Genomic DNA, 15,130 nt, shown 5'->3' on the forward strand with positions numbered 1-15,130 from the left:
AATTCATCGGCCAAACGATTGATAAGTGCACGCTGTTCAGCGTTTGCACGATCTTCATGCGCCATAGCCTTTGCTACGATTTCAGCAGCTTCATAACGGGTGATATTACGTTCTCCTTGGAAGTGAACGCCGTCAACCCCCTGAATGATACCGGAGTTAGCCAATTCTACTACGGAATTGTATGCCCAGCTGTCCTGAGGGACATCCACAAAGGGATTGGCTGCAAATGCAGTGGCACCGACTGCCATGGTTGCTACTAAAGATGCTACGAGTTTTTTGTTCATGTCCGTTACCTCTTTTCCTATACTGTTCCTGCATCGAATAGGCAAGATCGATATAACCGTACGGAGCGAGTTGTCCATGTTTCCTCTTCCGCTTCCGATCGTATCGTTCGGCAATAAAGACTGCAAGAATATCTGTATTGCTATTCCAGTCTACTATTATTGATAAATTGTGTCAATAATAAGTCGATAAAAATTTTCACTTTAGAGAATTGATGTTTATATATACTTTTAAGTTGAGATATTCCGCTCATATAAAACAAAATAAAAGCGGCCTATAAAAGGCCGCTTACTTACATAGCTTTTATAATATCGATGCATTCTTTTACAATTTGTGCCGTCATACCCCATATACGATATCCTTCATATCGATAAATATATACAAAATAGGTTTTGCGACGTCGCCATTCCATGGGATTTCCCGCATAAGGAATATCTACGGGAAAGGTAGCTCCCGGTCGGGTTGCCAAATCCATTTCCGCCAGTTCAGGCTCATGCTCCATAAACCACTGCAACGGTACCGTAAAGGTATGATCCACTTCGGCAGTACAACGAATATCCTCTACGCTCGAAACTTCCGCCACAAAAGGATTCAGGGTAACGCCCGTAACGGTTTCCAGCGGCGCTAAGCTTGCCAGAACACGTATCTTTTCAGGAGGTATATTCAGTTCCTCTCCCGTCTCTCTGATAGCCGCTGCCAAAGGAGTAACATCGCTCGCCTCTATTTTTCCGCCGGGAAAAGAAATATCTCCCGGCTGCCAACGCAACGTCTTACTGCGAACTTCAAATAAAAGGTCCAGGCCTCCCGCATTCTTTATGAAAGGTACCAAAACGGCACAGGGTACATTGTTAAACAGTACGGACGAGGTCCTCTCGTGTTCGGGCCAGGGAGCCAATACGGCCTGCTCGTTCATATATACTCCTTCAACCTATTTGACGACAATATTGATAATCTTTCCGGGAACGACAATAAACTTAACTACGTTCTTACCGTCAATGAGAGTTTGAATTCTGTCGGACGCCAAAGTCTGTTCCTTTATAGCTTCAACCGATGCATCGGCACTTACGACAATGCGTTCACGAACCTTACCGTTAATCTGTACAGGTAATTCAATAGTGGATACGACGAGAGCCTGTGCGTCCGTCTGCGGCCATTCTTGGGTATGAACACTACCGTTTTTACCGATGATAGACCACAGTTCTTCCGCAATATGCGGCGTAAAAGGAGCTAAAAGACGCAAGAGATTTTCATTGGCTTCATCGGCTACATCGGCATGCAACTGCCCCTTATCTTCACCTACATACGCATGCATAGCATTGACAAATTCCATGACGGCACTGACGGCCGTATTCAAAGCATAGTTTCCGTCATCGCCTTGAATATCATCCGTAACCTTGGCAACCGACGTGTATTCAACGAGACGCAAAGCCTTATCCGCTTCGGAATAGATGCCTTTAGACACTTCCGCCGTTTTGGCAATGTCGGCAAACTGATGTACGATTCTCCAAACACGATTTAAGAATCGATAGGATCCCTCTACCCCCTTGTCGGACCAATCCAAGTCGCGTTCAGGCGGAGCGGCGAACAAAATGAACAAACGTGCCGTATCGGCCCCGTATTTGGAAAGAATTTCTTCCGGCGAGACAACATTGCCCTTGGACTTGGACATCTTACTGCCTTCCTTTAAGACCATCCCTTGAGTAAGCAATCTTTCAAAGGGTTCGGACGCTTCAACCAAGCCTGCATCGCGGAATACCTTCATTAAGAAACGTGAATACATAAGATGTAAAATAGCATGTTCAATACCGCCGATGTACTGGTCCACATTCATCCAATGATCGGCTTTTTCACGACTCCACGGTGCTTTTTCATTGCGTGCATCCGTATAGCGCAAATAGTACCACGACGAGCAAACAAAGGTATCCATCGTATCGGTTTCGCGCGTTGCCGGACCGCCGCAGACCGGGCAGGTGCAGTGACTGAACTTTTCACTTGTTGCCAAGGGGGATACGGCACCGGCCGTAAAGGCTACGTCTGTAGGCAGTTCTACGGGCAACTGTTCTTCAGGAACCAATTGTTCACCGCATTTTTCACAGTATACGACAGGAATAGGAGCTCCCCAATAGCGTTGACGCGAAATCAACCAATCGCGCAAACGGAAGTTAACTGTCCCCTTGCCGCAGTTATGGACCTCCAACCATTTGGTAATGGCCTTTTTTCCCTCCTCAATCGAAAGGCCGTCGAATTCTCCCGAGTTCATAAGAACGCCTTCGCCCGTATAGGCTTCCGTGGCATTTTCATAGTCATATTCACCGGTCGGGTCGGAGATGACATAGTGAATAGGAATATTATACTTTTTGCAGAATTCAAAGTCCCTTTGATCGTGACCGGCAACGCCCATAACGGCACCTGTCCCGTAATCGGCGAGAACATAGTTGGCAATCCAGATGGGAACCTGTTCACCGTTCAAGGGATTGATTGCATAGGCACCGGTAAACATGCCTGTCTTTTCAGCTTCATTCGACGTACGTTCCATATCGCTCTGATTTTTCATGAGCGTAATGTATTCCTGCAGCTGAGCTTCATTTTTCTTACCCTTAATGATCCGTTGCACAAACCGGTGTTCCGGAGCCAGAACCACAAAGGTCGTACCGAAAATCGTATCGACACGAGTAGAGAACATATCCAGTTTTTCACCGATTTCGGGAATATCGAAACAAAACTGAGCGCCTTCACTGCGACCGATCCAGTTTTTTTGCATAGTCTTAACACGTTCAGGCCAACCGGGCAACAACTTTAAGTCATCCAGCAACTGATCGGCATAGTCCGTAATCTTAAAGAACCACTGTTTCAAATCCTTTTTGACTACGTCGTGATCACAACGCCAGCATTGGCCGTCAATAACCTGTTCATTGGCCAATACAGTATTACATGTATCGCACCAATTAACCTTCGCTTCTTTACGATATGCCAATCCGCGCTTATATAAAAGTTCGAAAATCCATTGTGTCCAACGATAGTAATCTTTATGACACGTAGCTACTTCTCTGTCCCAATCATAGGACAAGCCCAGAGATTTCTGTTGCTTTTCCATATTGGCAATATTATCGTATGTCCATTCGGCAGGAGGAATATTACGTTTAATAGCTGCATTTTCAGCAGGCATACCGAAAGCATCAAAACCCATAGGATGCAATACGTTGTATCCGTTCATACGGCGATAGCGGGCAATAACATCACCGATAGTGTAGTTACGCACATGCCCCATATGCAAGTTTCCCGAAGGATAAGGGAACATTTCCAGCACGTAATACGGCGGTTTTCCGTTATCATCAGGCGTTTTATCGGCATGAGATTCTGCCCATACGCCTTGCCACTTCTTTTCAATATCCTGAGGGATATACTTTTCCATACATAAGCCTCCTAAAGTAAGCCGCCATGCAGCTCAAAACACGAATTGTTTTTATTATAGTGTTCTCATCATATCAAGTCAATCAGCAGAACTACTCCAAATATTCCGAAAGTCGGTATCTTCAAAGCCTTTGCGCCAGTAGGCACCACCTGCCAACTGATACTTATCAATGAGATTTCTTTTGTTTGCCAAGGACGTATTGTCTTCAAACCAGATTTGAACTACACCTGTTTTTAAAGGCAGATTCATGTAGTAGAGACCTTCCTTATCGTTCCAGCGAATATAGGAAGCATATTTTTCCCTGATTTTAAGACTGTTCTTCATGGTCAAAGTTCTTACCTTCAACGTACTATACGACTTATAGTTATCTTTTTCTCCCGGACCGCTTCCGGTCGGTGCCGGCCATTCATCGGGATTTTCAGGTAACATACTTTCTTCATTAGTGCTGTACCATGTACGCATATATAGAGGTATGCCGAGAACGAGCTTATCTTTATCTATAAATTCCAAGGTTTTACGGACAGCCGACTCCACCCATGGTTCGGTAGCACAAGGGCCCGGCACGGGACTGGTACGTCCCACTTGATCGTAAGCCATAAGCATGAGATAGTCGAGATGCGGAGCTAAAGAGGCTCGATCATAGACTTGAGACCAGTTTTTACTCGCCGACACGGGAGTTACATCCATAGATACCCTTAATCCGTATGCATGAGCGGCTACTGAAAAGGCGGCAACAAATGAGGTCAGTTCGTCTCTGTCTTCGTAGTTTATATTTTCAAAATCCAGATTGTATCCGTCAAATCCGTACAACAGAGCATACCCGATGAGCCTTTTAATCGTTTCTTCACGCACCGATTTATTTACCAAAAACTCGTGCGTTGCCGTGGGGTTAAAGTTATTGTCCACAAGGGGCCAAATTTTATAACCCGCCTTTTTGTAGGCACCCACATAAGTATCAAAGTTTTTTTTGTGAATAGTTACTCCCGACGGAGTAACTCGAAAGGCCGTCGGCGATATGACGGCAGTACCCGTTGTCGGGCGTTGTGCAAGATTCTCTGCGTTCATTTCCGGATCCCACATAAGATCAACGCCCCCTGCTTGCGCCTTATCAACAGGTTTGTTTTCTACGGCATCTTTCAAAACAACCAACCCTTGCGGTGAAGTGACGGCAATCGTCCCCTCACTGCCTTCCAGTTTCAGACGTAAGGCATCTTTAATATATGTTACGTCGACAAATGTGCCGTTTCCTTCTTTTACAGTAGGAAAGGTCAAATCTACAACATTATTCTGAAAAACAACGCCTGTTTTCTCCGGCAAGATCACTCTATAGTTACCGTTTTCCGCATCTTGAATACCGGCCTTTTTTAAAAGCGAAGGACTTACTAAGATCTGTAAAGCCTCTTCATTTTTCGTCAATACGGGCTGTGTCGCGACCGACGTCTTTTTTTTATAATCCGTTTGCTTACCGTGTCCGTGCGCATCAGCTCCCTGAATCGTTAAGATAGCGGAACCGAGCAATACGGCACAAAGACAAGCGACTATTCGTCTTCCCTTTTTCATGGCTAACTCCTGTTCACAGTGAATTGGTAGTGTATAATATACTGGTACTTAACTTTTTCATTATATCACATGAAAGGATGACTTTCGGCATGCATCAATATCTCTTTTATATAGGAACCTTTCCTATCCGTGCATACGGACTTCTCTTTATGCTCGGTATAATTTCTTCAGGCATTGCGGCCTATTATATTATGAAAAAAGACGGGCGTCATTGGCACCTTCATATCTTCGACTTCACCCTTTGCTGCGGCTTGGCCGGCATTGTCGGCGGACGCCTTTGGGATGTCTTTTTCTTTGATTGGGCATACTACCACAACCACTTGACGGAAATCCCCTATGTCTGGCAAGGCGGCATGGCTATTCAGGGAGGTCTTCTTTTCGGTGCCGTAGCCGGTGTCATTTATACGAAAATTCATCACATCGATACTTGGGCCTTCGGCGATTTACTGGCTCCCGCTATCATCCTCGGACAATCGGTAGGTCGCATGGCCAACTTAATGAATGGTGATGCCTTCGGCCATCCTACGGGCGGTTCTTTCGGCATCGTCTATCCCGAAACGACCCTGGCCCATCGTACATATGGCAACAGTCCGCTCTGGCCTGCCGAAGTATGGGAGGGTCAAGTCGATATCCTCGTCTTCGTAGCCCTTCTCTTATATAGCGTCTTCCCGCATAAGAAGGGTCAGGTCTTTTGTGTATATGTTATGCTCTATGCCGTAGAACGCTTTTTCCTCGAATATTTAAGGGGTGACTACGTATCAACTCTTTGGGCTTTTAAATCCGCTCAATGGACGAGTATCATTGCCTTTGTCACAGCTTTAGCCATCTGGATAGTCCTACAAATATACGGTAAAGAAGATGAAAAATTAAAATCCGAATAACGCCTCATATATAAAAAGAGCCCTCGGCCGGATCTTCGGTCGAGAGCTCTTTTTATTCCACTCAAAAGGGAATCCATTATTGTTTTTCTTCTTTAGCTAACGCTTCTTTCAACGTATGCCAAGCCAAGACGGCACATTTAACGCGAGCCGGCATGTTGGAAATATTTTTAAGTGCAATAGCGTCTTCCAACTCTTCCAGTTCGTCATCATCCGTAACTTCTCTTTTAATCATATTCAAAAAAAGTTCCGTAAGTCGCAAGGCTTCGGCCACGGTTTTTCCCTTAATAACGTCAATCATCATATCCGCCGACGCCTGACTGATAGCACAGCCGTGACCCGTATAAGCAGCGTCTTTAACAATACCGTCGACTATTTTAACCTGTAACGTAATATCGTCACCGCAGCTGGGATTATGCCCGTGTTCGGAAAGAGTCGCATCGGCTAATTCATGTTTGTTTTCCTGTGTCTGATTGTGTTCCAGAATAATATCGGAATACAGTTGATCCATTTCCATTGTCATTTGCCTCTCCTTTAGTCCTTAAAGCCCATTTGCTTACGAACAAGGGGCAATACTTCCAGGAAATAATCCACTTCTTCCGGCGTATTGTAAATATAGAAGCTGACACGATTAGAAGCTTCCGCCTTAATATAAGCACCGTAAGGCTGTGCACAATGATGGCCCGAGCGGATGGCAATTCCGTAGCTGTCAAGAATGGTGGCCGCATCGTGAGGATGAACTCCGTCAATCGTAAAGGCGATAACTCCCGTTTTTTCGTTTGCATCGGTCGAGCCGATGATATGAATGTACGGCAGTTTTTTCATACCTTCGAGACAACGCTTAGTCAGTTCATATTCATGTTCTTCTATCTTGTCCCATCCGCAGTTGTTCAAATATTTAATAGCCGCATGCAAGGCAACGGCACCTTCCACATTTTCCGTACCGGCTTCAAACTTGAAAGGCAAGACATTGAACGTCGTCGTCTGTTCTTGTACATATTCAATCATGTCGCCGCCCAAAAGGAAAGGTTCCATATCATTCAGTAAATCGCGCTTACCGTAAAGGACACCCGTTCCCGCCGAAGCCAACATTTTATGACCTGAGAAAACAAGAAAATCGCAATCCCAGTCTTGAACATCACACTTCATATGAGGAATAGCCTGAGCCGCATCGACAATAGCCACGGCTCCTACTGCATGAGCCCGGGCCACCAATTCTTTTACGGGCCGTTTCATACCCAATACATTGCTTACAGCCGCAAAGGATACGATTTTCGTACGATCATCGATCTTAGCTAAATCTTCATCCGTAAAATGACCTTCTTTGTCCAAATACATGTAGACCAATTCCGCACCGGTTACACGACAGACGCGTTGCCACGTTACCAGATTTGCATGGTGTTCCGAAATGGGGATGACGATTTTATCGCCTTTCTTCAAATGCGTTTCCGCATAGCTTCTGGCAATGAGATTCAGGCCTTCCGTCGCATTACGGACGAAAACCACTTCTTCGCTGTACTTGGCATTGATCAGCTCGCGTACGGCTTCACGGGCATCATCATATAATTGAGAGGCTTCTACACTGAGAATATGAGCCCCTCTGTGCGGATTGCCGTTATGATGTTCCAACAAGTCGACAATAGCCTGAATAACCTGCTTCGGTTTCTGCGTCGTCGCCGCATTGTCGAAGTAAACGAGCTTATGCCCGTTATGTTCTTTGCTTAAAATCGGAAAATCTTCGCGAATTGTTGTCATACCCCTCACCTTTCTATTCGTATTTCTGCATTTTTTCACGGGCTCTGTCAAGAACTCGCGCAATCAACTCTTCATCGCCCAGTTCATCAATAACGGGACGAATATTCGATTCTACAATAATCAGTTGAGCTCCTTTTTCGCTGAATCCGCGGCTCATTAAATAATAAAGCATGTCCTTGTCGATTTGCCCGGCACTGCTGGCATGATTACCTTCTACATCATCTTCTTTACACAAAAGAAGCGGTAACGATACGGAATGTACTTTCGGACTGAGCAACAGGCATTCGTCCGTTTCCGAACCGACGGATTTGCTGCAACCGCGTAAAAAGTCAAGCGTACCGCGGAAGTTTTTCTTTGACGTATCCGTTAAGGCTCCTGTCGTCAAAATATCGGCATAAGATTTCCGGCCTTTTTGCAAGACCCAGTAAGAGAAATCCAAAACCTGCTGATCATAACCTACATACATGGCATGATTGACGAACTTGCTTTTTTCTCCGTCCAAATCGACTTTATAATATAAAATTGTCTGCGCCCCGCCCATTTCGGCGCTGACAAAACGAACTTCACTTTCTGCAGCGGCACGGACACAACGATGTTCTATATGACGTACGGAATCACCGTTGAATTGGATCTTTTTAATCGTAACTTTGGCATCTTTTTCGGCTTCAATATATTCGGCTATGTTAACACTGCCTGTCGGAACATCTCCTTCAAAGAGAAGATATACTTCCGTTTCGCTACCTTCTTTAGCTTCAATTTTAAGTTGTGCCGTAAGATTCGGCACCGCGTCTTCTACACGATAAATCAGGCGAACTGTTCCTTTGCTACCCTTAGGTGCATGAATGAGGCACCCGTTCATGCTGTGATTGACAGCATCTCGCAACGATTCGGGAGAAGCCCCTTCAAAGCCGTCCAAATCGTCAAGTCCGTTGCCTTGATAAAAGGTAACCTGCGTATCGCCGGACACGGTATGTTCAATATCTACTGACGGCAAATAAGGGGCGTTCAATCCGTCTAGTTCTAAATGATTGACCTTCATCCAACGGAAGGTAGGACGAGGCAATTCATTGTATAATTCTTTACTCATCATTACCCTCCTTTATTTTAACGAGCCTTTCAGCTCCAGATTAATTAAGTTATTCATTTCCACGGCATATTCCAAAGGCAAAGCTTTGGAAACGGGTTCAACAAAACCGCGCACAAGCATGGCTCTGGCTTCATCTTCACTAAGACCGCGACTCATGAGATAGTAAACGGCTTCATCGGAAATTCTACCGATTTTAGCTTCGTGACCCAAGTCGATATTATCATTTTTAACAACAATAGCCGGAATCGTATCGGACTGAGAAATTTCATCCAACATAAGCGATTCACAACTTACATTGGACTTGGCACCTTCCGCCTTTTCGTTAATTACGACACTGCCGCGATAGATACAGACACCGCCGCTTTTTGACAAGGACTTGGAGTCGATATTACTCGTCGTATTCGGTGCGTTATGAACCACCTTGGACCCCGTATCTAAATACTGCCCCTTACCGGCAAAGGTAACGCCCGTAAATTCGCAATGAGCTCCTTCTCCCTGTAAAATCGTCATAGGATACAGGCAAGATGTATGAGATCCGAAAGAACCCGTTACCCAGTTCATCGTTCCGTTCTTACCGACAATGGAGCGCTTCGTGTTCATGTTGTACATGTTTTTTGACCAGTTCTCAATCGTCGAATAAGTCAAGGTCGCATCATCGCCGATAAAGAGTTCTACCGCCCCGGCATGCAAATTGGCTACATTGTACTTAGGTGCGGAACACCCTTCAATAAAGTGAACCTTTGCCCCTTTTTCTACAATGATCATCGTATGTTCGAACTGTCCTGCGCCGGGAGCATTCAGACGGAAATAACTTTGCAAGGGAATATCCACTTGGACTCCTTCAGGCACGTAAACGAAGGAGCCACCCGACCAAACGGCACCGTGCAGGGCCGCAAACTTATGGTCTGTCGGCGGTATGAGCTTCATAAAGTGCTTGCGCACAATATCTTCATGTTCTTTCAGAGCCGTATCAAAATCAGTATAAACTACACCTTGTTTGACCAATTCTTCCTGAATGCTGTGATACACCACTTCCGAATCGTACTGAGCCCCCACACCGGCTAAAGATGTCTTTTCCGCTTCGGGTATACCGAGTCGATCGAAGGTATCCTTAATGTCTTCGGGCACTTCATTCCAATCAGCTTTCAACCCCGCATCGGGACGCACATATGTAACGATGTTGTCCATTTGCAGTTCGCTGATGTCAGGCCCCCATGTGGGGTAATCTATTTTATAAAAGAGTTCAAGCGACTTCAGGCGTGCCTGAAGCATCCATTCGGGTTCGTCCTTTTGTGCCGAAATTTCCCGAACTATTTCTTCAGTAAGGCCCGCATCGGTCTTATATGAATATTTGAAATCTTTTTTAAAGTTATATACATTGCTAAAGTCGGAAAAAGACTCTATCTTTTCCCGTTCTTTGGCAAATCTTTTTTCTTCAGCCATGGACAATGCCCCCTATTTAGCCTGTGTACGATATACATCGTACCCGTTCGCTTCGATGTCATCAATCAGGGAAGCATCACCGTTTTTCACAATCTTTCCGTCAATGAGAACATGGACGAAATCGGGTTTCAGGCTTTGCAAAATTTCGCTGTGATGCGTAATGACGAGAACGGCATTTTCCCCATTGTGATAAGCAGCAACTCTGTCGGAAACAACGCGAACCGCATCGACATCAAGCCCCGAATCGATTTCATCCAACATGGTCAATTTCGGTTCCAACAGGGTCATCTGCAGGATTTCCGTCTTCTTTCGTTCTCCGCCGGAAAAACCGTCATTTACATACCGTTCCGCATAAGACTTATCCATACGCAATTCTTCCATTTGAGCACGTAATTTTTTACGAAAAGGCATAATTCGTTGAGTTTCTCCCGTAATCGTACTCTTGGCATTGCGGATAAAGTTTTCTACGCTGATGCCTTTAACGGCAATAGGGTTCTGAAATGCCATAAAAATACCGAGTTTAGCACGTTCATTTACGGGCATATGTGTAATATCCTGTCCTTCAAAAAAAATATGACCGTCTGTCACGGTATACGAAGGATTCCCCATAATCGAATGAAACAGTGTCGACTTACCGGCCCCGTTGGAACCCATAATGACGTGAGTTTCACCTTTATTAATCACTAAGTCGAGACCCTTGAGGATTTCTTTACCGTCAACGGTTACCTTCAGGTTCTCTACACGTAATAATTCACTCATTATCAATCACTCCTGTATAAACTTTTAAATCATACTTTTTTACTACACTTAGATTACTCCATCGTTTTTACAAAGTCAACCTTTTTAGTGTATTTTAAGAACCGTATTCATTTCACACGTCTTTTTCTTTGTCCATTCCATATTTTTCACGTAATTTCCGTCGTTTTTCGCTATGGAGCCATACCTGCATGATTACTGTCAGGGTTGCTAAAATCAAGAGCCCGACTACAAGCGACGAAGGACCGTCTTTGATAAGTGCATAGATTAAATATGCATATACGACTATCCATAAAAAGAATCGTATTTTACTCACCGGCTTTTTCTCCCTCCCGCTTTTTCACAGCAATCAAAGCTTGAATATACATGGCACATTCAATACGCTTTTTCTGAATCTTACAGCCCAACTCATAAGGCGTGTCTATACTGCCGCCGTACTTAATGTTATTGGCATGACAGCCGCCGCTGCAGAAAAATTTAGCCCAACACTTGCAACATGTCGGTTTATTGAGTACATGCATATCTCGGAATAAGCGGGGCAGTTCCGTATTCGTTATGCCGTCGTATACACTGCCGATAGCATATTCTTCCTGTCCGACAAACTGATGACAGGGATATATATCTCCGTTCGGAACCACGCACATATACTCATGGCCTGCACCGCAACCGCGCAAACGCTTGGCAATACAGGGGCCTCGATATAAGTCCATAATGAAGTGATAGTAAATAACGGGGCGGCTACTGAAATAGCGTTCCAAATAAAAATCCGTCAAATTTTCGTATTCTTCATCGATACGTTTTAAATCCGACTCGTCAATAGCATACGACAGGTCATCGCCGACAACCGGCTCCATGGACAGGCCGTCAAAACCCAAATCTGCCATATGCTCTACATCAGCCGTGAAATCAAGGTTATATTTCGTATACGTACCGCGCACATAATATTCTTCCCCGTTTCTTCCGGATACGGCATGTTGCAGGTTCTTAACAATTCTTTTATAAGAGCCGTGACCGCCTGCATCGGGACGCATACGATTATGAACATCCTCTCGACCGTCCAGGCTGAGAATCAGACTGATATGATTATCTGTTAAATATGTAATTTTTTCTTCATCCAATAAAAGCCCGTTTGTCGTCAGAGAAAGTTTAAATACCTTATTATGCAACTTTTCCTGTTTTCGTATATATTCAATGGTCTGTTTGACGACCCCGAAATTCATAAGCGGTTCGCCGCCGAAAAAATCCACTTCACAATGCTGCCGCTTGCCTGCCGAACTTTCAATCAGCAGATCGATAGCTCTTTTAGCCACATCAAAACTCATTAATTCTCGTTTATTCGTGTCATAATCGCCTTGAGATGCAAAACAGTATTTACAACGAAGATTGCAATCATGAGCTATATTCAGGCATAAGGATTTTACAACCGGTTTTTCATCGGCTACGACCTTAAAAGACTCGCACATGGGCGCAAAAAGCATTTCCGCCTTAATCAACTCGTCAAGTTCGTCCATCGTTTCCGTTAGTTCATCGCGTGTATACGTTCCTTCAAGGGCAGTATACACCGCTTCTTTATTGTTACCCTTATACGTATCCAAAACATCGTAAGCCAGCTTATCGATTACATTGACAATACCGCTGTTAACATCGAGTAACATATATAACCCTTTCATAATATATTTATGAATCATGGGTTGAATCTTTTCCGCCATTTTTCCTCCACATAAAAAGAATACCCTTTACCTGGTCGGTAAAGGGTGTCCCCTCTTAATTACTTATTTTGTGCAAACCTGGTTACCTACAGTGCAAGACGTTTTGCATGCGGACTGGCAGGATGTTTGGCATTCGCTGCAACCTGCATGTTGAGCCGTCTTCTGAATGGATTCGGTATTAATGGTAATAATGTGTTTTGCCATATCGGTTCACCTCGCTATCAATATCTGTTGTATTATAGCATATAATCGGCACGTCTACAATCACTATAACAGACGTAATTGCTTAAATTGGAAATCCTTACCCATCGTAATTACGACGGCACGATTATCAAAAATTTCGTTAGTCGCAAAAAAGACATCAAAGTCTCCGTTATAAGTCATATAAACAGAATTAATCCGTTCCAGGCTGGCACGAATTTGCTCGGCCGTCATTTCCGGCTCACCGTCATTCAGCCAATGTTCATTTTTAAACTTGGCAATAAGCGGTGCATGAGCCGCTACGCGCGGTCGATGTGCAAGTATCCATTCCCATACGCTCTTACCGTATCGACGTGCCTCTTTTTCCTTACCTTCTTCCAAGCCTTCAAGAACGACCAGTACGGGATTCCCGTTGACGAGAATCTCATCCATATAACTGCCTTTGACATACCGTAAGCTCATAGCATAAACCTCCGTAAGAGATATTTCTTGCTTGACCGTCTGTCTAACAGGATGTCTTTATCTTACTCTATGTTCTTTTTCCCTGTCAATGAATGGAACGAACTCTCACAGTTGACGACGGACAGATATCGTTTTGGAAGCAATCCTCACATAAGGGTTTACGAGCCTTGCAAATTCTCCTGCCGTGCCAGATCAGCCAATGATGAGCCCGGCTCCACCATTCAACGGGGATGGCTTTTTGCAGACCCTTTTCCACACTGTCGGGCGTCGTACCGACAGCCAGCTGCATACGATTGGCAACACGAAACACATGAGTATCCACAGCAATAGCCGGCGTATCGTAAAGAACGCTGACAAGCACATTGGCCGTCTTACGTCCTACACCGGGAAGTTTCACTAATTCATCAAAGGTCTTAGGCACTTTCCCCTGATACTCTTCACATAAAATACGACAGGTTGCCGATAGGTTCTTGGCCTTGCTGTGATAAAGACCGCAAGTCTTTATTTTTTCTTCCAGCCCGTCAATTCCCAAGGTCAACATTTTTTCGGGAGAAGCGTATTCCGGAAACAGCCCGGCAGTTACAATATTCACGCGTTCATCCGTACACTGAGCCGATAAGACAACAGCCACCAAAAGTTCAAAAGGCGACTGATATATAAGTGCAGGCTTCATGATTCCGTATGTATCTTGAAAGCGCTGCAACATCTCTTGTTTTTTCTTTTTTGTAATCACTTTGTCAACTCTCTTTCCGCAACATATAACGGGCAAATTTTTATAAAATCGCCCCTTTCATACTGCCGGTTTATATTATAACACATTGCAACCACAGCAAGAGATGGTTAATAATGTTGCTTTTTTTGCAATCAACTTACTTATTTTTCTTGTTTTTTATTATTAATTAATATTTATTATCATATTTTTAAGATAAATATAGTTTGCAGTGTGAGAGAACTTCTTTATAAAGATATTCAACAGATTTTTGCTTTTTTATAAAAGAGAAAGACTCTTATTAACGCTCTTAATTGCAAAAATTGAAGAAACTCATTCATTATGATATATTCTATTTAAAGAATCATTATTTATTAAAAAGAGGTGCTGAAAATGGATACATTAGATAACTTAACCCAATTTCCTATTTATTTTGCTCCCGGCTGTAAACTGCTTCAATTAGAGCCCAAGATGACATCAAAAGTCTACGATTATCTGCACAAGCTCTTCGGCAATATCAATTTATATACTCGTTGCTGCGGACTTGACGATGCAACTCAACAGGAAGAAGAAGCCGTATTTATTACGCTCTGTGATTCGTGCTTTAAAGTATACGGCGATACGTATGCCAATCTGCATATGCGAGATTTCTGGGAAGTATACGACGAATATAAGTCCATCTATCCTTTAGAAAATGAAGCAGAAGTACGCGAGGCTTTACAACACACCATGATAGGCGTATATCCTAAAGAAGGTATCAAGGCCTGGTTCAGCAACTTCTCATCAAAACGAGCATAAAAAGAAGGTTCTGCACAATTGATCTGCACCCATTTTCTTGGACAGATATAATTAAGCTACTTTTTGGGAATGAGTTCG

General features: G+C 44.0%; 16 protein-coding genes. 2 read left to right on the forward strand and 14 right to left on the reverse strand.

Features of this window, described 5'->3' with window-relative positions; translation table 11 throughout:
* From PGX78_RS02455 to PGX78_RS02470, 4 genes are all read right to left on the reverse strand, one after another.
* Window positions 1-284, reverse strand: a 284-nt coding sequence (locus PGX78_RS02455; protein WP_270445246.1) for an S-layer homology domain-containing protein, incomplete at its 3' end; no start/stop codon positions are given.
* 290 nt (window positions 285-574) lie between these two features.
* Complete coding sequence (locus PGX78_RS02460; RefSeq protein ID WP_270445247.1) at window positions 575-1,195, reverse strand: NUDIX hydrolase; 621 nt, start codon at window positions 1,193-1,195, stop codon at window positions 575-577.
* 15 nt (window positions 1,196-1,210) lie between these two features.
* Window positions 1,211-3,694 carry a leucine--tRNA ligase gene (gene leuS / locus PGX78_RS02465; RefSeq protein WP_270445248.1) on the reverse strand — a complete coding sequence of 828 codons (2,484 nt, stop codon included), beginning with the start codon at window positions 3,692-3,694 and terminating at the stop codon, window positions 1,211-1,213.
* A gap of 78 nt (window positions 3,695-3,772) precedes the next feature.
* The gene (locus PGX78_RS02470) at window positions 3,773-5,254 is read right to left on the reverse strand and encodes a glycosyl hydrolase family 18 protein (RefSeq protein ID WP_270445249.1); all 1,482 of its coding nucleotides are present in this window, start codon (window positions 5,252-5,254) and stop codon (window positions 3,773-3,775) included.
* A gap of 89 nt (window positions 5,255-5,343) precedes the next feature.
* Here PGX78_RS02470 and lgt point away from each other — a divergent pair, with 89 nt between their 5' ends.
* The gene (gene lgt / locus PGX78_RS02475) at window positions 5,344-6,135 is read left to right on the forward strand and encodes a prolipoprotein diacylglyceryl transferase (RefSeq protein ID WP_270445250.1); all 792 of its coding nucleotides are present in this window, start codon (window positions 5,344-5,346) and stop codon (window positions 6,133-6,135) included.
* Between the two features lie 76 nt (window positions 6,136-6,211).
* Here the strand turns inward: lgt and sufU are convergent, their stop codons facing one another.
* The 10 genes from sufU to nth all read right to left on the reverse strand — a co-directional run bounded on the left by sufU (window position 6,212) and on the right by nth (window position 14,278).
* Window positions 6,212-6,649, reverse strand: a complete 438-nt coding sequence (gene sufU / locus PGX78_RS02480; RefSeq protein WP_270445259.1) for a Fe-S cluster assembly sulfur transfer protein SufU — start codon at window positions 6,647-6,649, stop codon at window positions 6,212-6,214.
* A 17-nt stretch (window positions 6,650-6,666) separates the two neighbouring features.
* Window positions 6,667-7,887: a SufS family cysteine desulfurase gene (locus PGX78_RS02485; protein ID WP_270445251.1), complete on the reverse strand. Its 1,221-nt coding sequence runs from the start codon at window positions 7,885-7,887 to the stop codon at window positions 6,667-6,669.
* A 13-nt stretch (window positions 7,888-7,900) separates the two neighbouring features.
* Window positions 7,901-8,977 (reverse strand): SufB/SufD family protein, encoded by a 1,077-nt coding sequence (locus tag PGX78_RS02490; protein ID WP_442864786.1) that lies wholly within the window; start codon window positions 8,975-8,977, stop codon window positions 7,901-7,903.
* 9 nt (window positions 8,978-8,986) lie between these two features.
* Window positions 8,987-10,417, reverse strand: coding sequence for a Fe-S cluster assembly protein SufB (gene sufB, locus PGX78_RS02495; protein WP_006942811.1), 1,431 nt, complete (start codon window positions 10,415-10,417; stop codon window positions 8,987-8,989).
* Between the two features lie 12 nt (window positions 10,418-10,429).
* Window positions 10,430-11,176, reverse strand: coding sequence for a Fe-S cluster assembly ATPase SufC (sufC, locus tag PGX78_RS02500; protein ID WP_270445253.1), 747 nt, complete (start codon window positions 11,174-11,176; stop codon window positions 10,430-10,432).
* Window positions 11,177-11,288: 112 nt separating this feature from the next.
* Entirely contained in the window at window positions 11,289-11,489 is a 201-nt protein-coding gene (locus PGX78_RS02505; protein ID WP_270445254.1) for a hypothetical protein, read from the reverse strand.
* Entirely contained in the window at window positions 11,482-12,882 is a 1,401-nt protein-coding gene (gene scfB / locus PGX78_RS02510) for a thioether cross-link-forming SCIFF peptide maturase (protein WP_270445255.1), read from the reverse strand. Before scfB ends, PGX78_RS02505 begins: the two co-directional genes overlap by 8 nt.
* Window positions 12,883-12,945: 63 nt before the next feature.
* A complete protein-coding gene (gene scfA, locus PGX78_RS02515; RefSeq protein WP_059077334.1) occupies window positions 12,946-13,086 on the reverse strand; it encodes a six-cysteine ranthipeptide SCIFF in 141 nt (46 codons plus the stop codon).
* 63 nt (window positions 13,087-13,149) lie between these two features.
* Complete coding sequence (locus PGX78_RS02520) at window positions 13,150-13,545, reverse strand: hypothetical protein (protein ID WP_270445256.1); 396 nt, start codon at window positions 13,543-13,545, stop codon at window positions 13,150-13,152.
* A gap of 85 nt (window positions 13,546-13,630) precedes the next feature.
* Window positions 13,631-14,278 (reverse strand): endonuclease III, encoded by a 648-nt coding sequence (gene nth, locus PGX78_RS02525; protein WP_270445257.1) that lies wholly within the window; start codon window positions 14,276-14,278, stop codon window positions 13,631-13,633.
* Window positions 14,279-14,647: 369 nt separating this feature from the next.
* Here nth and PGX78_RS02530 point away from each other — a divergent pair, with 369 nt between their 5' ends.
* On the forward strand, window positions 14,648-15,052 hold the full coding sequence (locus PGX78_RS02530; RefSeq protein WP_270445258.1) for a hypothetical protein: 405 nt from the start codon (window positions 14,648-14,650) through the stop codon (window positions 15,050-15,052).
* Window positions 15,053-15,130 lie beyond the last annotated feature (78 nt).

Origin of the sequence: Megasphaera sp. AF13-6AC, assembly GCF_027685385.1 — a bacterium.
GTDB lineage: Bacteria > Bacillota > Negativicutes > Veillonellales > Megasphaeraceae > Megasphaera > Megasphaera micronuciformis.

What these genes read in the sequence shown, in the direction of transcription:
- sufC (WP_270445253.1), bottom strand. Translation starts at nt 11,176, where the DNA reads ATGAGTGAATTATTACGTGTAGAGAACCTGAAGGTAACCGTTGACGGT.
- lgt (WP_270445250.1), top strand. Translation starts at nt 5,344, where the DNA reads ATGCATCAATATCTCTTTTATATAGGAACCTTTCCTATCCGTGCATAC.
- PGX78_RS02530 (WP_270445258.1), top strand. Translation starts at nt 14,648, where the DNA reads ATGGATACATTAGATAACTTAACCCAATTTCCTATTTATTTTGCTCCC.
- leuS (WP_270445248.1), bottom strand. Translation starts at nt 3,694, where the DNA reads ATGGAAAAGTATATCCCTCAGGATATTGAAAAGAAGTGGCAAGGCGTA.
- sufB (WP_006942811.1), bottom strand. Translation starts at nt 10,417, where the DNA reads ATGGCTGAAGAAAAAAGATTTGCCAAAGAACGGGAAAAGATAGAGTCT.
- scfA (WP_059077334.1), bottom strand. Translation starts at nt 13,086, where the DNA reads ATGGCAAAACACATTATTACCATTAATACCGAATCCATTCAGAAGACG.
- scfB (WP_270445255.1), bottom strand. Translation starts at nt 12,882, where the DNA reads ATGGCGGAAAAGATTCAACCCATGATTCATAAATATATTATGAAAGGG.
- PGX78_RS02470 (WP_270445249.1), bottom strand. Translation starts at nt 5,254, where the DNA reads ATGAAAAAGGGAAGACGAATAGTCGCTTGTCTTTGTGCCGTATTGCTC.
- PGX78_RS02490 (WP_442864786.1), bottom strand. Translation starts at nt 8,977, where the DNA reads ATGATGAGTAAAGAATTATACAATGAATTGCCTCGTCCTACCTTCCGT.
- PGX78_RS02520 (WP_270445256.1), bottom strand. Translation starts at nt 13,545, where the DNA reads ATGAGCTTACGGTATGTCAAAGGCAGTTATATGGATGAGATTCTCGTC.
- sufU (WP_270445259.1), bottom strand. Translation starts at nt 6,649, where the DNA reads ATGGAAATGGATCAACTGTATTCCGATATTATTCTGGAACACAATCAG.
- PGX78_RS02460 (WP_270445247.1), bottom strand. Translation starts at nt 1,195, where the DNA reads ATGAACGAGCAGGCCGTATTGGCTCCCTGGCCCGAACACGAGAGGACC.
- PGX78_RS02485 (WP_270445251.1), bottom strand. Translation starts at nt 7,887, where the DNA reads ATGACAACAATTCGCGAAGATTTTCCGATTTTAAGCAAAGAACATAAC.